We start from the raw sequence: 17,978 nt of genomic DNA on the forward strand, positions 1-17,978 counted from the left end.
GACAAAAAAGTGAAGATCGATGCAACCGGCCGGGCGACTTGTTTGTCCTCTCTGAGACAAGCGTTGATGACGGGAGGGCGATTTGGATGCCGAGGACTCGGTGCGGCAGGCGTACGAGGCGTACTACCAGCGGTTGGTGACGCAGATCGCCGGGCTCGTCGGTGACCTGGCCGAGGCGGAGGACGCCGTGCACGAGGTGTTCGCCCGAGTGCTGGGGTCACCCAAATCCTTTCTGCACGCCGACGACGCCGAGCGGTGGCTGCGGGTCGCGGCCCTCAACGTGGCCCGGACCCGTTACCGGCGGCGGTGGCTGTTCGATCGGCTGGTCCGTTCGGGCCGGGTCGAGATAACTCCGGCCGCGGTCCCCGGAGTGTCCGGGGACCGGGTGGCGCTGCTCGCCGCGTTGCGCCGGCTGGCGCCGCCGACCAGGGAAGTGGTGGTGCTGCACCACCTGGCCGACCTGCCCGTGACGGAGGTCGCCGCCACCCTCGACCTACCCGTGGGCACGGTCAAGGCCCGGCTGTCCCGGGGCCGGGCCGCACTCGCCCGGTTCCTCTCCGACGATGAACCCGTCCTGGTGACCGAGGAGGTCCGCCATGCTTGAGTCACAGTTCGACAGGCTGCGGTCCGAGGTCGGCGACGCGGTGCGCCAGCCCGATTTCAGCACCGTACGCAGCAGGGCCGGCCGGGTCCGCCGACGCCGCGCCATCACCTCGGCGGCGTTCCTCGCCACCGTGCTCTGTGTGACCGGCCTCGGGTACGTCGTACAGACCGCCCCGGGCGACGGCGTCCTGGCCGATTCGGTACCGGCGCCCACCGAGAGCCCGGGAAGTGTCTGGTTCCCATCGACCCTGGTCACGAACGCCGGAGCAAACCTGTACCGCGTCTTCCAGCGCTGCCGGGAATGCGACGCGGAACTGGACGTGTCGTCGAACGGCGGCGAATCCTGGCAGCACCGCCCCACGCCCCCGGCACCGAGCGACGCGACCGGCCCACGCACGGCGAATCTGCTGGCCCTGGCCCCTGAGCTCGTCGTCTGGCGCGACGAGCGCACCCTCACCGTTGCCGAGGTCCAGGCGCTGGTCTCGGGAGATCCGTCAGCCGACGAGATCACGGCGCATCAGCCGTGGATCACGCGCGACGGTGGCGAGACCTGGCAGCAGATCGCCATCGACACCCAACCGGTAGCCGCGGTCCCGGAAGGCGTGAGGCCGGTCGACTGCGCCATGTTGGATGTTTCGACCTGCGACATCGGCGTGATCGACCCGGTCACCGGCCGGTTCGCCCCGCTGGCCGCCCAGCCCACCGGCATCACCGTCCAGGAAGGGTGGACCGATGTGGTCAACGTGCCGCTCGACGGGCACCTGTGGGTCCCGGGGCTGGATCCGGCCACGAACAAGCCCGCGGTGGCGACCAGCTCCGACGCGGGCCGAACCTGGCACACCCATGTCTTCACCGGCGCCGTAGCGGCCGTGCTCGGTCATGGTGGCCCGGTCGGTCTGTACAACCTGCCGAAGGTGGCCGCCGGCTCCGGCAAAGCGGCGTATGTCCTGACCTACCGCGCGGACGGCGTACTCGACGCGCACTACACCCCCGACGGCGGATCGACCTGGCGGGATGGGGACACGATTCGCAACCTCGAGCTCTCGGCCGGGTTCGTCACCGCCGACGGTGCGCACATCGTCACGACGGACACCGGACTCGCCGCCGGCCGCGGGACCGGCCGATACACGCCGATCACCCTGCCCGGGTATCCGGTGGACACCGCTGGGCTTCCGGTGGATCCCGCGCGGATTCAGGTCGCCTCAGGGCAGACCACCGTGCCGTACCTGGTGAACTCGGACAACGGCCCGTACCTCTCCGAGGACGGCCGAACCTGGCGGCGGGTCCGCCTGCCCTAGCGCGACCAGGGCTCCTCACCGACCTCACCCCCCGACGGGCTGGCCGCAGGCCACGCCTGTGACCGGCGTGCGCCCAAAAGCAGGAGCAGACCTTGACCGCCGTCCCCGTACCGCCTTACACCACCGTCCGGCCGCCGCGCGCCGACCACCGGATTCCCGGCCTCGACGGGCTCCGCGGCCTGACCGCCCTGTACGTCGCGGTGCACCACTGCTGGCTGCTGTCCTTCCCCGGCTATCCCGCCAACACCGGCCCGGCCTGGCTCGGCTGGCTGATCCACGGCCGGCTCGCGGTCGTCGTGTTCATCGTCCTGTCCGGCTTCTCCCTGGCCATCTCACCGGCCCGCGACGCGTGGCGGCTCGGCGGCACGCTGCGGTACGTCCGGCGCCGTGCCCGGCGGATCCTGCCGGCCTACTGGGCGGCCCTCGCCGCCAGCGCCCTGATCGCGGCCGCGGTGCCGTCCCTGCCGCTCAGCGAGCCACCGACCCTCCGGTCGATGGTCGTCTACGGCCTGCTGCTGCAGGACACCCTCGCCGCGCCGGCACCCAACGGAGCGTTCTGGTCGATCGCGGCGGAAGCCGGCCTGTACCTGACGTTTCCGCTGCTGCTGCTCATCCGCCGGAGGGCCGGCGCGATGACGGTGCTCGCCGTGGTCACCGTGCCGGTCGTCGCGGCGGGCCTGCTCCACCCGGGGCTGTCCACCGCGGCGAGGGCGACGGGCTACACCCTGGAACTGGCCCCCTTGTTCACCCTCGGTGTGGTGGCCGCCGGGATCGTCTCCGCCGGCCACCGGATCCAGCGGCTGCCCTGGCTCGGCCTGGCCACGCTGGCGGCCGTTCCGGTGTCGACGCTGATCGCCCTCCGGGGCCCGGCGTGGACGGTTGCCCACTACTACTGGCTGGACCTGGCGGTCGGCCCGGCGATCGCCCTGTTCCTCGTGGCTCTGGCGACCTGCCGGCCGATCCGACTCGTACGGCTGCTGAACGGCGGGCCGTTACGGGCTCTCGGCGGGTTCTCCTACAGCCTCTACCTGGTCCACATGCCGATCGTCGCCCTGATCAGCACCCTGATCGTGGCTCCCCACGCGGGCTCACGCCCGGCCGCCTTCGCGATGACCGCGGCCCTGGCGATCCCCGTGTGCCTGGCGACGGCCCGGCTTTTCGCAGCCGCCTTCGAAACCCCATTCCAGCGGTACGGCTAGAGAGCCCTTCCCGGTCAGCGGCTCACGCCGGCGATCACCGTGGCCGCCAAAATCCAGCCCGCCGCCATCACCGCGACGGTCACCGCCTTGTCCGCGCCGACCGGATCCCACGCCTGGTCGTGACCGATACTGACCAGCGGCACCAGCAAGTCGAGGCTGTACAGGAACCGATCCCAGGTGGGCGCCTCGCCCAGCTTGACCGGCTGCAGCGGCCCGAACCAGGCGGTGCTCGCGGCGATCACGGTGAGCAGCCACAGCAGCGCCCGACCCGGCCGCCGGTCAGGTCCAGGCGGCCGGTGATCCGGACACCGCGGTCGCCACTGAATGCCTGTCTCTCCACTCCAAGATCCGCTTTGGAGGGGATCGATAGCCTTCTCGAGATATCCGAGTTAGTAGTGCCGAGGAGGGTGATCGTGCACGACGAAGAAGGAGTTGATCACCTTGTGCGCGGGACCGTGCCGGGCAAACCGATCCTCGCCGGATTCGCCGCAGCCTTCGTGGCCGTGACGGTAGTTGACCACTTCGCCGGTGGGGGCCGCTCGACGGATGGCTGATGTGGGGCGTGCTCGCGTCCGCTCTTGTGGCGATGATCGGGTTCGGGATTATCGGCATCGGGCGGCAGGTCTCCGGCCGTGCTTTCAGCTCGCTGACCTGCCAGGCTGGTTTTATTATCTGGCCGCCGGTCTAGCCGTTACCTACCTCGCGATCGCCGTGACCATGGTGGTAACCCCATGACCCGGCCGCAGAGCATCTATCCCGCCGTTGCGCTGCCGCTCCGCCGACCTGCCCGGCTCGCCGCAGCGGTCGCCCCTACCGACCTCGGTGTCACCGGCACCGTCACTATCGGCGGCTACACCCTGCACGTCGACGACCAGACCGCCACGATCACCGTGCCATCCGACCCCCGCTTACCCGTCAGTCGTCGTCCTGCGTGCACGGCGGGCGGGCATGAGCACGCCCGCCAGCCGAGCTGCACGGTGCCAGCGGTGAGCCGGTGTCGCTCCGGAGCGCCGCAGTGTGCCGACAGGTTGTTGTCAGTTGAGGGGAGGCGGCCCAGCTCGCCCGGCTAGTCCTGGCTCGGCCGTCGATGCGGTCGACTGCCGCTGAACGTCGTGCCGTCGAGCTGCGGATCCGCCGTTTGGGGACCCCCGAGGCCCCGCGGGCCCTGGCGGTCGAGCGGACTACTCCCGAGCCCGGCGCCAGCCTAGGGCCGCAGGTGAGCGCCGGAGTGCACCATCAGCAAGAAGACGTTGTCCGTGAATATGGCATTCATCCACAATGCTTTCTCTTTGTTTCCGGTACACCACCCTGTTCCGTGAGTGGTCCTCTACGTACGGTTATGGACGTAGGCATCCCGGCGACGTCATCCGGTCGGGGCCTACACAGACGAAACGGCACCCGTCTTGCCACGGATGCCGTTTCCGACCACCTTGCCTGCATGGACCCGCCAGAGCCCGAAGGGAAGGCATCTCCATGACCGTAACAAGACCCGCCAGCCCCAACAACGAGAAGCCCACGCCTGTTACACATGCGGTGATTCAAGGCGTTCCGCGTGCCGTCTGGATGGGCTTTGCGCTCATCGCGGGCGTGCTCGTGGGCATGGCCGCCGGTCTGCTGTCAGCCGCCGGTGGCATCGTGATCCCGCTCGCGGTTCTCGCCGGTGGAGGGGCTTGTGGCAGCACGATCCTCCTCGCCCTTGCCCTGGTTCGGTATGCCACCGAAGTGCACTCATAGCACGTGGTTCCAGTGGCCTCACCCCCAGCTCCACGTCCCGGTCCCGTCTGATCGGCGTGCCGTCCGCATGCCTCATCGGATATGCCCTGAGGTCGGGCACCTGCCTGCCTTTCAGGCTCTTAAAGGGCCTGGAAGGCAGGGATGTAGATCCGGGTGTAGTTGAGCGAGGCGTGCCCGAGGAGATCGGAGACCAGGACGATGCCGGCGGTCACTGAGCTGCCATGGCTACGGCGGCTTGATGGGGCCGTTTCGCACCGCCGTAGCCACTGCAACGCCGGTCAACGGCCGTAGCTCTCTACTGGAGGCTTCATGATGGCTCCCGTCCGAGAAACAGTGGCTCATGCAGGGGCTGTTGATGTGGTCGTGCGGCGGGAGGTCGCGACTGAGGACGAGCGGTGGGTCGGTCCAGACGGGATTACCCAGCTTCGAGGTGAGGCTGATCGCTACGACGCGTGTCAAGATGACAGCTTCCCGTAGGTCCTTTAGTAGGGCCGGGTCGAGGTCTCCGTTGAGGCGGTGATGGATGAGCTCGACCAGGCGCACCTGCTGCCACAGGTCGATGATCTCTCTGACGAGCTCTGGGTCGGCGGCACCGTTGACGGCGCGAAGCAGAGACGAGTGTGCGGCCTGTTCGCGCTCCTGGACCGCGTCGCGCATTTCGCCGGACTCGGCGGCAGCATGCAGCGCCTGCACGTAGAGAGTGACGGCATGGTGGTACTCGACGGCCGCGAGACGACCCTGTGCCAGGGAGGACCGTTCGCGTTCGGCCCGGTTGTCGGCAACCTCTTGCTCGGCGGCAATCGCCTGCCGGCGCGCGCACTTGGCCTGCTGGGCGGCGAACACCGCAGCCACGGTGGCGACGGCGGCAGCGACCAGTCCAACCCACGCGGCAGCATCCATGACTTGAAGTATCGGGAGCCCTCGCCACGGCCTCACTCGATCGTGTATCGACCAGCTGATATCAACCTGTCGCCCAACCCGTCAGCGCCTTGATCGAACTCGCCGCCCGCCTCGACCTGCACCCCGCCGACCTGAACATTGACGCCCTGGTCGTGCTCAGCACCGTCGTGCTCAGCACCTGTTGAACGACAGGCGAATGTCAGCGCGTCGCGACAGTAAATGTCAGTAGCTCACAAAACCTTCACCTGCGGGTTCGGAATGGCAGGCAAGATCATTTACGATCCCGCCCATGTCCGAACGGAATTGGTATGCGCAGGTCGACGTGGGTGTTCCCCGCCGGGCGATGGCCGGGCTGGCGGCCGTCTATAGCGTCTACGCCGGCGTGCTGGCCTGGAGCTTCGGCGCCTTCGATCTCTTCATGCTGGCCGTCTTCGCGATCGCCGCCGTCATCCTGGCGCTCCCGGCCCTCGCCGCCGGACCGGACGGATTCGATGTGGCCTGCTGGGCGGTGGCCGTGCTGATCCTGATAGTCGGGTGCTGGCTGGCCATCGCCGGCTTTTTCCTTCTATATCCGGCAGTGCTGCCGCTGGCACTCGCCGCCAGGTCTCGCCCCATGGCCAGGCATCCGTGGCCGCTGATCCTGACCGGCGTGGTGATCGCCGCGGCGCCACTCGCCTTCCTCCTCGCAGCGAGGCCCTGAGTGCCTGTCCCGCTACTCCAAGATCAAGTTAGAGGCAGTTCTACGCTCGCGGGATGATCGGTGCGAAGCGCGGCGCGCGCCGCGAGATCGTGGACGCGATCCGCTACCTGGTCGACAACGGCTGCAAGTGGCGAGCCCTGCCCTCGGACTTTCCGCCTTTCAAGACCGTTTACGGGTTCTTCGCCCGCTGGGCCAAAGCGGGTGTGCTCGAGCACCTCCGCGACCAGCTGCGCCGCCGCATCCGCGTCGACGCCGGCCGGTGCCCCCGCCCCGTCACCGCCATCATGGACTCCCAGAGCGTGAAAGCCGCCGAGACCGTCAGCCGAGACACCCGAGGATTCGACGGCGCGAAGCTGATCAAGGGCCGGAAGCGGCACCTGATCGTCGACACGAAGGGCCTGTTGATGACAGTGAAGGTGACCCCGGCGGACGTCACCGACCGCGATGCCGCCCGCGAAATGCTGCCCGAGCTGCGCAAACGCCACCCGGAGCTGACCCTGATGTGGGCCGACAACGCCTACACCGGCCTGACCGACTGGGCCCGCAACGACCTCGACCTCACCTTCAAGGTCGTGAAGAAGCCGCCGAACCAGGTCGGCTTCAAGGTGCTGCCCCGCCGGTGGATCGTCGAACGCTCGCTGTCCTGGCTGATGCGCGCCCGCCGCAACGCCCGCGACTACGAACGCCTACCCGAGCACTCCGAAGCCCACATCACCTGGGCCAACATCACCCTCATGACCCGCCGAATCGCCCGCGAGGATAGCCGGCGGGCCGCGAGACCCCAGCTCGTCGCCGCCTGAACAGCAGGGGAGGCAGCGAGTCATTGGCGGACGGCGAAGTGTCGGGCGTCATTACGCGGTCAGGAAGTACCGTTCGATCCACCTGGCGAGGCGGCCCAGATCTGGGTCATCCGCCTCTCGGGTGTGGAAGTAGCGGACCAGGTCGCGCAGGTCTGCCCGGTCCATGTCCTCGATCCGGCACATCAGGTCGATAAATTGCGGGTTGCTCAGGAAGCTTGGACCTTTGCGTTGCGGGTCTCGAATGAGTGCCCGTAGCTCGGCCCGGGGAAGGAGGGGCAGCCAGGTCTCGGCGAGCGCCTCGCGCAGCCCTTTGGTGAGCCCGTCGGCAACCTGAATCCGGGTGTCGAGCGTGACTTCCCAATGTTCAGGCAGGTAGCTGCTGAACGGTGAGTCCAGGCGGTCGTAGAAGACGGCCTGCCAACGGTCCGGTTTCTGCGTCAGGGCCTCGTTCGGTGACTCGTCACGAACAAAGGCCGTCCACGGCACCAGATGATGGGTGATGTTCACCATGAAATCAGCCTGACCGGGAACTCCGGACGGCAGCGGCAGCGGGTCGATGAAGATCGCGTCGCCGCGTTCGCCGGGAACGGTGAGCGAATCTCCCTGTCCCGGCCGCACGCCGAGGTCGGCCAGCCTCCTGCCGACCTCGGCGAACACGTCCGCGATCAAGTTCATGCCGGGAGACTAACCAAACGTCGTACTCGATTTCGGCAGATCCGCGTCCATGATCAAGCAGACGGGGTGACCCGAACCGTCATAGAGGCTTGCGGTCGACAGGCATGCAGGCGGCACGTCCCGCCTGGCGCTATCGGCGCGGTTACCTTCCGGCTTTACGGCGTTCGGTTCGGCGTCACTGTGACGGTGATACGAACGGCAGAGACGGATCTCAGCAGGACAATACTGGCGCTAGCTACAGAACTGAGCAGCAGCGCGCTCAACTGGTCGGCTCGGCCTGCCGAGCCGACCAGGTCCAACTCGGCACCGGCCCGGAAGGCACGGAGCCGATCACCGGGACATTCTCCACGTTGATCGACCAGTGGCGATCAACCGTCCTGAGTGGCCGCCGGAATGCGGTGAGCTAGTATCCTAGGACGACCTACGGGCAGTGCGGCAAGCCGCACCCCAAAAACCAAAGGACGGCTTCGCCGACCGAACACATAAGAATCAGTTCGTGGCCCGAGCGTTGACCGGTCTTGTTAGCGTGCCGAGGCAGGTCGAGAGGCGCTGCGACGGATGACCATCCGCCACGCTCGGCCCGTTCTGCGGTCCCAAGGGCGCCTCCCGCTGGGAGGGCGACTGTTCCCCCAACGGATGACACGCACTGTGGGGGTTGTGCAGATGGCAACGGACCTGACCGACTTCATCGCCGCCGGCCCACGTGTCCGGCACATCGTGTGGGACTGGAACGGTACGATTCTGGGCGACAGCGGCGCTCTCATCGCGGCGACCGTCGACGCGCTGGCGGCCTGTGGGTTTCCGTCCATCACCCGGGCCGACTATCAGCGGCATCACTGCCAGCCGATCCCGTTGTTCTACGAGCGGCTCGTCGGCCGCGCTCTCGACGCCCGGGAGCAGCAGCGCCTCGACGAGTGCTTCCGTGCGGCGTACGCCCGGCATCGCCGGAAGGTGAACCTGACGGCCGACGCGTCGGTGACCTTGCGGCGGTGGGCGGCCACAGGCGCCACGCAGTCGCTTCTGTCGATGTATCCGCATGCGGAGCTGGTCCCGCTGGTGTCCGCCGCCGGCCTGGCGTCGTACTTCGCGCGCATCGACGGCAGCATGGGGACCGAGCTGGCGCACAAGGCGCCTCACCTGGCACGCCATCTGCGGTATCTGGGCCTGGAGGCGCGGCAGGTGCTGCTGGTGGGGGACAGCGTCGATGACGCCCGGGCGGCCCGGGAATGTGGGGTGCGGTGCGTCATCTATCACGCCGGCGAGGACGCGCTGCATGCCCGCGGGCACTTCGCGGATCTCGGGGTGCCGGTGGTCTCGTCCCTGCGGGCCGCGGTGGACGCCGCGCTCGTTTCGGCGACGGCGAGCCGAGAACACCGGCAGCCCCACGATCATTCACCGCGTACGACGGAATCCGGGGTTTGATCGTTCAGCGGTAGGTCGTGGCGTTGTAGCGGACCCGGTAGAAGCGCGCGCCGCTTTTGCTGTGGTTGCCGGAGCTGAAGTGGACGGTCTTGCTCCAGTCGCCCTCGCCGCCGCCGGGCACGATCCAGGTGCGTACGCCGTTGGGCATCCGGGTGTATGCCTTGACGTGTGCCGCGGTGCTGACCTTGGTCATCGAGTCGAAGTGCCAGCCGGTCGGGCCGGCGACGAGCTTCACCCGGCGTACGTAGTAGGACGAGGTGAAGAAGTAGGTGTCGGCGGCTGTGTAGTCGGGCAGGATGTCGTGGCCGGTCTTCGCGCGTCCGGATCCGTCGCTGAAGGAGCCGCTGAAGGCGAACTTGAGCCGGGTGCTGGACCCGCTGCCGGTCACCGTGTATGCCCGGATCTGTCCGTTGCCCACCGCGAGCAGATGGCCGGTGCGGGTCCAGAGCACCCCGTGCGCGCCGGGGAAGCCGTAGAACTTGACCCGGGTCGTGGACGGCCGGCCGCCGTTGGTGGTGGGGACGAAGAGGCTCAGCCCGCCGCCGCCGGCCGATCCGGTCGCGCCCTTGGAGGTGGCGACGACGATCGCCCCGTAGCCCTCGATGCGTTCGATGGAGTGCGGGTTGCCGTCGACGTTCGCCTGCCAGACGATGCCGCCGGTGCGTCCGGAGCTGATCGCGCTCTCGTCGATCATGGCGGCCTTGCCGAGGTAGTCGCCGGCGCCGGAGGCGGTGACCAGCATGACGTTGCCCCATTTGGCCGTGCCGCGTCGTTTGACGTCGGAGAGGTTGGTCCAGGTGCCGGTGCGGCTGGGGGCTTTCCACAGCACTGAGCCGCCGTTCCACGCGCTGGGGTTGAAGCGCAGGATGCGTCCGATCGCCTGCTCGGTGGTGATGACGGTGTGGGTCGCCGCCTCGGCCGGGGTTTCGCCGAGTAGGGGCACGGTGAGGGCGGAGCCGGCCAATGCGCCCAGGAACGTACGTCTATGCATTCGGGCACAGTAGAAAATCGGGTCAAGGTTGCGGGCTGGACCCATCCGGGGGCCGGGTGGGGACGAACCCCTGATACCGAGCCGGGCTGTGGGAGCGGCGGCCGGTCACAGGGGAGGCCGACATGGGGAAGATCGGGAGGCGGCGGGGGCTTGCCGTCGTCGTGCTGCTGCAGCTTGCCGCGTTCGCGGTGTCCTACCGGTTCGGGGCGGGGTGGGCGGTGTTCGTGGTGGCGTACCTGCTGGGGTTGCGGTGGGCTGTCGAGCCGGGTAACGCCGGGATGGTCGGCAGGGCCCGGGCGCGGCTGGTGGGCCTCGGGCGGCCGGAGGGGCCGGCTGGGGTGTGGTTCGCGGTGGGGTTCGCGGCGACCGTGGCGGGGCTGGCGTTTCTGGTCGCCGTCGGGCTGTGGATGTTTCCGCGGCTCGTGCCTGGTGGGGACTACCGCGCGGTCTTCCTCGGGCTGTTGGCGATTCTGCAGGTGGTGGTGCTGATCGGGGCGGTTCGGGCCGGGCGGCGGCCGGTGGCGCGGCCCGGGGTCGAGCGGCTGGTCCGGTGGGTGCGTCGGGTCTGGCAGTTGTCGCTGGTCGGGGCGGTTGCCGGGGTCGGGCTGGTGATCGCGGTCGAGGTTGGGTTGCTGGTCCTGGCCGCCGGGCGGGTCGCTGTGGGTGGGGCGGTGTCGCTGGCGGTGGTGTTCGCCGCGGGGATGAGTCTGATGGCGTTGCTGCAAAGGGCGGATGCCCCGCCGGCGCGGCAGTTGATTCTCCACATCGTTTTCACCGGGATTGTCGCGGGAGGAGCGCTCATCGTGGCTGGGATGATGCTGGGGTTCAGTGCCGGGAACCTGAGTTTGGATGGGGTGACCCGGACGGTCGACGACGCGCAGGAGCAGCCGGCGGATCTGGTGGGCTTTCTGTTGGAGCGGCCGGGCCTGCTGCTGGTTCTGGTGCTGATTGTGATCGCGGTTCTGTTCGTGCGGCGGATGCGGGCGGGGCGGAAAGGCGCGGAGAGCGTGTCTGGGCGGGGCGAGGCGGGGTTCGGGGCGCAGGTTGGGCAGCGGCGGCGGGTGGCGGTGGGATCGGCGGGGGCTGCTTCGGGTCGGCGTGTGGTCGGTACGGCGGAGGTGGTCCCGTCGGTGGCCTATGGGCAGCGGGTGGTGGCGCGGGCTTCGATCGCCGATCCGGGTCGAGCGGTGGTCGAGGCCGGCGATCGGGTGAGTGGTGAGATCGCGATCGTCGTGGGGGCCGGTGCCGGGGTGGGCCGGGCCATCGCGTTCGGGTTGGCTGAGGCTGGGTACGGGATTCTTGCGGTGGACGTCGACGGTGACAGTGCCGCGGCGTGTGCGGTTCGGGCGCGTGGGTTCGGGGTGCCGGCTCAGGCGATCCGGGCTGATCTGCGGGACCCGTTGTATCTGGAGCGGATCGTCGCGCTGGCCGAGGAGTGGGGGCGTACGGGTGTGCTGGTGACCGCGGGTGCCGGCGGTTGGCCGAGTTTCCGGCCGGGGCGTAGTGCCGAGGTGTGTCTGGGTGATCTGGTCCGGGAGCCGATGCGGCAGCGTGGTGGTGGGGCTGTGGTGAACGTGGTCGCGGCGGTGTCGGCCGAGGCGCCGGGTTTGATGCGGTTCGCGGCGGAGGCGGCGGGTGCGCGCGATGGCGTACGGCTGATGTGTTTGACGACCGAGCAGCCGGTCAGGGATCAGGCGGCGGTGGTGACCGCCGTGCTTGATCTGGTCCGGCGCGGTAGCGCCGGTGCGGTCGTGGAGCTCGGCGGTGGTGAGGCGGTCCGGCGGTTCGCTCGCGGCTATGCGACGCCGCTGATGTAGCGGACGGTTTGGCTGAGTACGTAGCCGCCGTCGGGGTGGGGCGAGGAGCGCAGGATGTCGGTGACGGTCGCGCGTACGGCGGGTCGTTCCGGTTCGGGTACGGCGAGCCACATCGCGCGCTGGCCGGTCGACCAGGAGAACTGTTCCCACTGTTCGATGCCGGCGAATCTGGTGTCCAGTGGCCGTGCGACGGTGTGGACGTCGGTGTAGCCGGCGGCGGTGAACAGTTGTTCGACGGTGCTGTCCGGGCTGGACGGGCTGAGCGGACCGGCGGTTCGCGCGTCGCGTAGTTGTGCTGGCAGGTAGGGCAGGAAGACCTCGTCGACGGCCTGCCAGGCGGCTCCGGGTGCTCCGAAGATGGAGATCACGCATCGGCCGCCGGTGGTCAGGCGGTCGCGCCAGCGTCGCAGTGCGGCGACGGGGTCGGGCAGGAAGAACAGTACGAGGGATGCGGTGACCGCGTTGAACAGGCCGAGTTGCGGGTCGGGATCGCGGGCGTCGCCCACCTCGACGCGGATGTTCGGCCAGGGTGCGAAGGCGGCTCGGCTGCGTGCGACCATCTCGGGCGATATGTCGATCCCGACGGCGGTGTCGACGGTCGGGGCGAGCCGTGCGAGGACGGCGCCGCGGCCGCATCCGAGATCAAGGATGCGTTGGCCCGGTCCGGGTCGCAGGATTTCGATCAGGCCGTCTGCGATCGGGCCGAAGAAGATCACACCCGTTGTGTCGTACGTCGGGGCGAGGGCGTCGAACATGGCCGCGATCCGGGCAACCTCATCGGACATGTGCACGATTCAACCACCAACTCGGCAAGGTCGGTGTGTGTCGATTCTTTTGTGGTTTACGGGCGGACGAGGACCTTCAGGGCTTCTCGCTGGTCCATGGCCCGGTAGGCGTCGGGGACCTCGTCGAGGCCGACGGTGCGGTCGAAGACCCGGCCGGGTTCGAGTTTGCCGTCGAGGATGTCGGGCATGAGTTCGTCGATGTAGTTGCGGACGGGCGCCGGTCCGCCGGTGAGGGTGAGGTTGCGGCCGAAGAGGTTCCAGCCGATGTCGGCGTCGGTGTACTGGGGTACTCCGACCCGGCTGATCGTGCCGCCTGCTCGGATGACGCCGAGTGCCTGTTGGTAGGCGGGCATGTGACCGACGCACTCGAGTACGGTGTGGGTGCCGTCGCCGTGGGTCAGGTCGCGGACCTTTTCGATGCCTTCGGTGCCGCGTTCGGCGACGATGTCGGTGGCGCCGAATTCGCGGCCGAGGTCGGTGCGGTCCTTGTGCCGGCCCATCAGGATGATCTGTTCGGCGCCGAGGCGTTTGGCGGCCATCACCGCGAGGAGTCCGACCGCGCCGTCGCCGATGACCGTGACGGTGGTGCGGGTGTCGACTCCGGCTCGGACGGCGCAGTGGTGGCCGGTGCCGTACACGTCGGAGAGGGTCAGCAGGGATGGCAGCAGTGCGGAGTCGGCGGCGACGGGGAGCTTGACCAGTGTGCCGTCGGCGAGTGGGACGCGGACCGCTTCGGCTTGGCCGCCGCCGACGCCGGGGGCGTTCCAGAAGCCGCCGTTGCGGCAGGAGGTCTGCAGGCCCTCGCGGCAGAAGTCGCAGGTGTTGTCCTGCCAGGCGAACGAGGCTACGACCAGGTCGCCGGGTTTCACGGTGGTCACGTCGTTGCCGGTTTCTTCGACGAGGCCGAGGAATTCGTGGCCCATCGACGAGCCGTGTTCGGAGACGGGCATGCGGTGGTACGGGTGTAGGTCGCTGCCGCAGACGCAGGCTCGCACGATCCGGACGAGGGCGTCGGTGGGCTGTTGCAGGGCCGGGTCGGGTACGTCGATCACGCGTACGTCTCCGGCGCTGAACATGTAGGTGGCACGCATCAGGAGTCTCGCTTTCCTGCTCGATGTCCCTTCCGTTGCGGCCGCCTCCGGCGGCCCTTGACTGTCGGTTACCCCGATGGGCCGACAGTAGGCGGCTGGGGTTACAGCCGGATCAGGTCGGCGATCGTCTCGGGCAGGCCGGGTGAGGTGAGAGCGTGGCTGATAGAGGTTTTCTGCCGCTGTCGGTCGTCGAACTGGTGGCGGTGGTGGACGAGGCGGCGTGACGCGTTTTGTCGTACCCCTGTTCTAGGGTTCCCGGCATGGTCGACGTGGAGGTGCGCAGCCGGGTGACCGGCACGTCCGAGGGCCTGCCGCCGGTGCTGGTGCGCCTGGTGGGGGAGAGCACGACCGCGCGGGAGTTGATCCGTCGCGCGGTCGAGGAGCAGATCAGGCTTGCCGGGGCCGACGCGTCCCGCTGCCGGCGGGCTCTTGACCGGCAGTTCCTGTCCGATGACGATCTGCGTGTCCAGGCCGGGACCGGTGTGATCCGCATGCCGTCCCGGCCGGTCCGCCCACCCGTTGTCGAGGAGGAGGTCGCGCGGGCGCATCGGGCGTTCAGTCGCGGCACGTTCGTCATGTTCAACGGGGGTCGTCAGGTCGGCGGGCTGGACGAGCCGATCACCGTTCGGCTCGGCGAGCCTGTGGTGTTCCTGCGTCTGGTCGCTCTGGTGGGTGGCTGATGGCCGACCCGATCGACTTCGTTCCGGAGTCCTGTGTCGAGGGTGTCCGGCGGGGGCGCGAGGTCCTGCTGGAGTTGCTGGAGCGGGCTCGGGCCGCAGCCCTGGTCGACCTGGTTCCGCTCGCTGACGAGATCCGGCTCCGGATGAGACAGGGTGAGCGGGAGGCCGGTGGGCACCTGGGCTCGTGTTCGCTGGACATTGTCGCGGCCATCGACGCGGTCTATGACGACGCGTTTCCGGTGCGGGATCCGGCCGAGGTCGCCGGGCTGCTGGACGTTCCGTGGGCGAGCGCGTCGCGCCGGGTTCTGTTGCGCACGGCGGTCGGCTCGCATCTGCTGCTGGACGAGGTGACGCGGCAGGCGCTCGGATCCCGTGACCTCCGGTTGTTGCGGATCGTGCTGCACACTCCGTTCGGTCATCAACCGCGGCACCTCGTCGCCCGGATCCTGGACGAGTTGCATGCCGTGGGTGCGCTGGACGCGGCGGCGGTGGCGCGGGCCTTCACCTCGGATCGGTACGTGTGGCGTGACATCGCCGGGCTGGCCTGCGCGGACGTGGTGCGCGACCATGTCGACGCGATGGTCTGGCGTTTGATCGGCATTCCCCCAGCCGGCCCTACGCCGGGGCTGGCGGCTTTTCCCGACGCTCCCGCGCCTCGTGGTCTGAGGTTCGTCCGGGCCGCTCTGGACTGGACCGGTGACCCGGAGGACGCCGGTTATCTCGGGGCGTCCGAGCTGACCTGCGCCGAGCAGCGCGAGCTGGTGTCCCTGCTGCGCGAGCGGCCCGACGCCGATCGTGAACGGGTCTGGCAGTGGCGGGTCAGGGCCGGCGACGACGTGGCCATGCTGCCCCTGTTCGACGCCGGCGTGCGGGCGGTCGGCCCGGACGTCGCCCGGCGACTGCTGAAGCGGCAACCCCACGAGCTGGTGTCGGCGGTTCTCGGCGACAACCGGGGTGCCGTGCTGAAACGGGTGAAGAACAACGCGCTGCAGGGTATCGCCGCGTTCGGGATGCTGCCGCTCGCGCCGGAGGAGACCGTTCTGGACCGCTATCTGGCGTTGCGGGAGGTCGCGAAGCGGGGCGCCGCCCTCGGGCCGAACCGTCGTCTTTCGCATGCCGCGGCCGTCGACATCGCCCTCGACCATCTCGCTCAGGTGACCGGGGCAGCGGACGCGAGCCGCTTGGAGTGGGACTGTGAGGCCCGGATCGCGGCCGAGGCGCCGACCTCGGCCGACGTCGGTGGCTACCGGGTCGAGCTGCGCTTCGACGGGGCCGAGCCGCTGCTGGCGGTGAGCCGGGCAGGCAAGGCGCTGAGGTCGGTGCCGGCCGTGGTCCGGGCCGACGCGTCCTACAAGGAGCTGCGCGAAGATCAGGAGCGGCTGCGGGAGCAGGCCCGGCGGATGCGGACCGGCCTCGTCGAGCGGCTGGTCGCGACCGCGGCGACGCTCACCCCGGACGAGCTGGGCCGTCTGCGGTCGCTGCCGGCCGGCGCGGCCATGCTGCCCGGCCTGATCTGGCGTGACCAGGCCGGCACGGTCGGCCTGCTCGACGAGGTCGACACCTCCGGCCCGGTCACCGCCGTGCACCCGTTCGACCTGCTGTCGGCCGGGGAACTGGCCCGCTGGCAGGAGGAGATCGTGCGTCGCCGGGTGCGGCAGCCGGTCAGGCAGGTGTTCCGTGAGCTGTATGTGCTGACCCCCGCCGAACGTGAGTCGGTCGACGTGTCGCAGCGGTTCGCCGGGCAGACCGTGACCGGCCGGGTCGCCGCCCGGTTGCTGTCCGGCCGGGGCTGGAGCACCGGCCACGAGTACGGGGAGCATCAGGCCACCCGCTCGGCCGGTGACGGGCTGACCGCGGCGCTGAGCGCTGACCTGCACGGCTATTGGGGTATGGGTGAGGTGCTGATCGGCGGCCTGCGGTTCCTGCGCGACCGGCGCCCGATCCCGCTGACCGAGGTGCCGCCGGTGGCGTTCTCCGAGGTCATGCGTGACCTGGACCTGGCCGTCTCGGTCGCCGGCACTACGGGCGAGCGCTGGGGGTCAGCGTCGCAGGCGGAGAGCCGGGCCCGGGTGCTGGCCGCCCTGATCACCGACCTGGGTCTGACCCGGGTCACCGTCGACGGGACGGCCGCCGTGGTCCGCGGTAGCCGCGCCACCTACCGGGTGCACCTGACCAGCGGCAGCATCCACGTCGAACCGGCCGGTTACCTGTGTGTCGTGCCGGCCGGTTTCGGGGCGACCGCTCACCACCGGTTGTTCCTACCGTTCGCCGACGAGGACCGGATGACCAGCGTGATCCTGAGCAAGGTCCTGCTGCTGTCCGAGGATGACCGGATCACCGACCCTTCGATCCTGCAGCAGCTGACCGCCCTGACGTGACGATTGGCGGACCTGTCCGTCGCCGGGCTCAGCGTCCGCCGAGCCCTTGCGTGCCGGCGTGGCCGGGCGACAGGGTGATCGGCCCGACCCATCCTCGGACGACGGCGCGGATCTGACTGCGTCGGGGCTGGGAAGGATGGACATCGTGGCCCTGTGCCCAGTTGTCCAGCAGGCCCCGCGTCGTCTCCAAGGCGGTGGTCACCATCGTGTGGGCGCGCTGCTGATCGTCCCAGGTGTGCCAGAGCGCCCAGCCCTCAGCCCGGGGATCGACACCGAGTCGGGCGCAGCCGACCCGATAGCTGTCCTGCCGGCTCTGCGTTTCGCCCGGTTCGAACAGGGCGGCGCCACCGAGGGGAAGCGTTCGCCGGTCCGGTTCGACGCAGCCGTCGCCCTCGAAGTGACGGTGTCGAAGGAGACGCGCCAGTTCGTTGACCGAGCGTTGCATCGCGGTGGCATCGGCCGGGTCGGTGCCGTACGTCTGCCAGCCCTCCTTCTGGGCTGCGGCGACCACGTCGCGAGCGAGCAACTCGATCTGCCTCAGGTAGTCCTGCTCGTTCAGTTCTGGCTCCGGCACCGGGACAGTGTGGCCGTCAGCCTTGCGTAGATCAACGCCAGACGTACATGGTCACGGGCAGCGGTCGTGCTACCAGTAGCTAAGTAGCCGAGGAAAGTGCACAACGCTGATGTCGATGACAGCTGGCGAGTCATCATCGCGCGAATACCACTATCGGTTCCGCGCAGGCTCCTATGGCTAGCAGATTTGTTTGGCCAACTCACGGGTACGAGGGGAAGCCGATGTAGTCGAACAGGTGAGTTTCCCCCGCTTTGATGGAGCAGTTTTCCCTGCTACCGGCTGGTGGCAGGGGTAGCCAAGGCAGGCTTGGGCTGCTCGTCCTGGTGTCGAT

Annotated in this window: 18 protein-coding genes and 1 pseudogene; 12 read left to right on the forward strand and 7 right to left on the reverse strand. The window is 69.0% G+C overall.

Annotation, left to right across the window (positions count from 1 at the left end; translation table 11 throughout):
- The first annotated feature begins 82 nt into the window (after positions 1-82).
- From CHC09_RS42890 to CHC09_RS42900, 3 genes are all read left to right on the forward strand, one after another.
- On the forward strand, positions 83-604 hold the full coding sequence (locus CHC09_RS42890; RefSeq protein WP_089299020.1) for a sigma-70 family RNA polymerase sigma factor: 522 nt from the start codon (positions 83-85) through the stop codon (positions 602-604).
- A complete protein-coding gene (locus CHC09_RS42895) occupies positions 597-1,901 on the forward strand; it encodes a sialidase family protein (RefSeq protein ID WP_089299021.1) in 1,305 nt (434 codons plus the stop codon). The genes CHC09_RS42890 and CHC09_RS42895 overlap by 8 nt, the downstream gene beginning before the upstream one ends.
- A 92-nt stretch (positions 1,902-1,993) precedes the next feature.
- Positions 1,994-3,100, forward strand: coding sequence for an acyltransferase family protein (locus CHC09_RS42900; protein WP_089299022.1), 1,107 nt, complete (start codon positions 1,994-1,996; stop codon positions 3,098-3,100).
- A 14-nt stretch (positions 3,101-3,114) separates the two neighbouring features.
- Here CHC09_RS42900 and CHC09_RS42905 read toward each other — a convergent pair whose 3' ends face one another.
- A complete protein-coding gene (locus tag CHC09_RS42905; RefSeq protein ID WP_089299023.1) occupies positions 3,115-3,342 on the reverse strand; it encodes a hypothetical protein in 228 nt (75 codons plus the stop codon).
- A 171-nt stretch (positions 3,343-3,513) separates the two neighbouring features.
- Here CHC09_RS42905 and CHC09_RS46995 point away from each other — a divergent pair, with 171 nt between their 5' ends.
- The 3 genes from CHC09_RS46995 to CHC09_RS45935 all read left to right on the forward strand — a co-directional run bounded on the left by CHC09_RS46995 (position 3,514) and on the right by CHC09_RS45935 (position 4,834).
- Positions 3,514-3,654, forward strand: a complete 141-nt coding sequence (locus CHC09_RS46995; protein WP_179277538.1) for a hypothetical protein — start codon at positions 3,514-3,516, stop codon at positions 3,652-3,654.
- Positions 3,654-3,788: a hypothetical protein gene (locus tag CHC09_RS48650; RefSeq protein ID WP_275407980.1), complete on the forward strand. Its 135-nt coding sequence runs from the start codon at positions 3,654-3,656 to the stop codon at positions 3,786-3,788. Before CHC09_RS46995 ends, CHC09_RS48650 begins: the two co-directional genes overlap by 1 nt.
- Positions 3,789-4,573: 785 nt before the next feature.
- Entirely contained in the window at positions 4,574-4,834 is a 261-nt protein-coding gene (locus tag CHC09_RS45935) for a hypothetical protein (protein WP_143232910.1), read from the forward strand.
- A 225-nt stretch (positions 4,835-5,059) separates the two neighbouring features.
- On the opposite strand, the gene CHC09_RS42910 is transcribed toward CHC09_RS45935, so the two are convergent.
- The gene (locus CHC09_RS42910; protein ID WP_089299024.1) at positions 5,060-5,734 is read right to left on the reverse strand and encodes a hypothetical protein; all 675 of its coding nucleotides are present in this window, start codon (positions 5,732-5,734) and stop codon (positions 5,060-5,062) included.
- Positions 5,735-6,023: 289 nt separating this feature from the next.
- On the opposite strand from CHC09_RS42910, the gene CHC09_RS42915 reads away from it, so the two are divergent.
- Together CHC09_RS42915 and CHC09_RS42920 are read left to right on the forward strand one after the other, a co-directional pair.
- Positions 6,024-6,434, forward strand: a complete 411-nt coding sequence (locus CHC09_RS42915) for a hypothetical protein (RefSeq protein ID WP_089299025.1) — start codon at positions 6,024-6,026, stop codon at positions 6,432-6,434.
- A gap of 71 nt (positions 6,435-6,505) precedes the next feature.
- Positions 6,506-7,189: pseudogene (locus CHC09_RS42920) on the forward strand (IS5 family transposase); the annotation flags it as partial.
- 96 nt (positions 7,190-7,285) lie between these two features.
- Here CHC09_RS42920 and CHC09_RS42925 read toward each other — a convergent pair.
- Positions 7,286-7,891: a hypothetical protein gene (locus CHC09_RS42925; RefSeq protein ID WP_143232911.1), complete on the reverse strand. Its 606-nt coding sequence runs from the start codon at positions 7,889-7,891 to the stop codon at positions 7,286-7,288.
- 681 nt (positions 7,892-8,572) lie between these two features.
- Between CHC09_RS42925 and CHC09_RS42930 the strand changes: the two genes are divergently transcribed.
- A complete protein-coding gene (locus CHC09_RS42930) occupies positions 8,573-9,331 on the forward strand; it encodes an HAD family hydrolase (protein WP_179277539.1) in 759 nt (252 codons plus the stop codon).
- A gap of 4 nt (positions 9,332-9,335) precedes the next feature.
- Here the strand turns inward: CHC09_RS42930 and CHC09_RS42935 are convergent, their stop codons facing one another.
- Entirely contained in the window at positions 9,336-10,322 is a 987-nt protein-coding gene (locus CHC09_RS42935) for a hypothetical protein (protein ID WP_143232912.1), read from the reverse strand.
- A 122-nt stretch (positions 10,323-10,444) separates the two neighbouring features.
- Here CHC09_RS42935 and CHC09_RS42940 point away from each other — a divergent pair, with 122 nt between their 5' ends.
- A complete protein-coding gene (locus CHC09_RS42940; RefSeq protein ID WP_089299030.1) occupies positions 10,445-12,139 on the forward strand; it encodes an SDR family NAD(P)-dependent oxidoreductase in 1,695 nt (564 codons plus the stop codon).
- Here the strand turns inward: CHC09_RS42940 and CHC09_RS42945 are convergent.
- Positions 12,118-12,924: a class I SAM-dependent methyltransferase gene (locus tag CHC09_RS42945; protein WP_089299031.1), complete on the reverse strand. Its 807-nt coding sequence runs from the start codon at positions 12,922-12,924 to the stop codon at positions 12,118-12,120. The two genes, CHC09_RS42940 and CHC09_RS42945, sit on opposite strands and share 22 nt — an antisense overlap.
- A gap of 56 nt (positions 12,925-12,980) precedes the next feature.
- Entirely contained in the window at positions 12,981-14,015 is a 1,035-nt protein-coding gene (locus tag CHC09_RS42950; RefSeq protein WP_089299032.1) for a zinc-dependent alcohol dehydrogenase family protein, read from the reverse strand.
- A gap of 260 nt (positions 14,016-14,275) precedes the next feature.
- Between CHC09_RS42950 and CHC09_RS42955 the strand changes: the two genes are divergently transcribed.
- Both CHC09_RS42955 and CHC09_RS42960 read left to right on the forward strand, forming a co-directional pair.
- Positions 14,276-14,695 carry a hypothetical protein gene (locus CHC09_RS42955; RefSeq protein WP_089299033.1) on the forward strand — a complete coding sequence of 140 codons (420 nt, stop codon included), beginning with the start codon at positions 14,276-14,278 and terminating at the stop codon, positions 14,693-14,695.
- Entirely contained in the window at positions 14,695-17,073 is a 2,379-nt protein-coding gene (locus tag CHC09_RS42960) for a DUF7737 domain-containing protein (RefSeq protein ID WP_089299034.1), read from the forward strand. The genes CHC09_RS42955 and CHC09_RS42960 overlap by 1 nt, the downstream gene beginning before the upstream one ends.
- Before the next feature lie 28 nt (positions 17,074-17,101).
- Here the strand turns inward: CHC09_RS42960 and CHC09_RS42965 are convergent, their stop codons facing one another.
- Positions 17,102-17,647, reverse strand: coding sequence for a hypothetical protein (locus tag CHC09_RS42965; protein ID WP_089299035.1), 546 nt, complete (start codon positions 17,645-17,647; stop codon positions 17,102-17,104).
- Positions 17,648-17,978 lie beyond the last annotated feature (331 nt).

It is taken from the genome of Actinoplanes regularis (assembly GCF_900188005.1).
Classification (GTDB): Bacteria; Actinomycetota; Actinomycetes; order Mycobacteriales; family Micromonosporaceae; genus Actinoplanes; species Actinoplanes regularis.

What these genes read in the sequence shown, in the direction of transcription:
- CHC09_RS48650 (WP_275407980.1), top strand. Translation starts at nt 3,654, where the DNA reads ATGTGGGGCGTGCTCGCGTCCGCTCTTGTGGCGATGATCGGGTTCGGG.
- CHC09_RS42930 (WP_179277539.1), top strand. Translation starts at nt 8,573, where the DNA reads ATGGCAACGGACCTGACCGACTTCATCGCCGCCGGCCCACGTGTCCGG.
- CHC09_RS42895 (WP_089299021.1), top strand. Translation starts at nt 597, where the DNA reads ATGCTTGAGTCACAGTTCGACAGGCTGCGGTCCGAGGTCGGCGACGCG.
- CHC09_RS42945 (WP_089299031.1), bottom strand. Translation starts at nt 12,924, where the DNA reads ATGTCCGATGAGGTTGCCCGGATCGCGGCCATGTTCGACGCCCTCGCC.
- CHC09_RS45935 (WP_143232910.1), top strand. Translation starts at nt 4,574, where the DNA reads ATGACCGTAACAAGACCCGCCAGCCCCAACAACGAGAAGCCCACGCCT.
- CHC09_RS42935 (WP_143232912.1), bottom strand. Translation starts at nt 10,322, where the DNA reads ATGCATAGACGTACGTTCCTGGGCGCATTGGCCGGCTCCGCCCTCACC.
- CHC09_RS42950 (WP_089299032.1), bottom strand. Translation starts at nt 14,015, where the DNA reads ATGCGTGCCACCTACATGTTCAGCGCCGGAGACGTACGCGTGATCGAC.
- CHC09_RS42940 (WP_089299030.1), top strand. Translation starts at nt 10,445, where the DNA reads ATGGGGAAGATCGGGAGGCGGCGGGGGCTTGCCGTCGTCGTGCTGCTG.
- CHC09_RS42915 (WP_089299025.1), top strand. Translation starts at nt 6,024, where the DNA reads ATGTCCGAACGGAATTGGTATGCGCAGGTCGACGTGGGTGTTCCCCGC.
- CHC09_RS42960 (WP_089299034.1), top strand. Translation starts at nt 14,695, where the DNA reads ATGGCCGACCCGATCGACTTCGTTCCGGAGTCCTGTGTCGAGGGTGTC.
- CHC09_RS42955 (WP_089299033.1), top strand. Translation starts at nt 14,276, where the DNA reads ATGGTCGACGTGGAGGTGCGCAGCCGGGTGACCGGCACGTCCGAGGGC.
- CHC09_RS42910 (WP_089299024.1), bottom strand. Translation starts at nt 5,734, where the DNA reads ATGGATGCTGCCGCGTGGGTTGGACTGGTCGCTGCCGCCGTCGCCACC.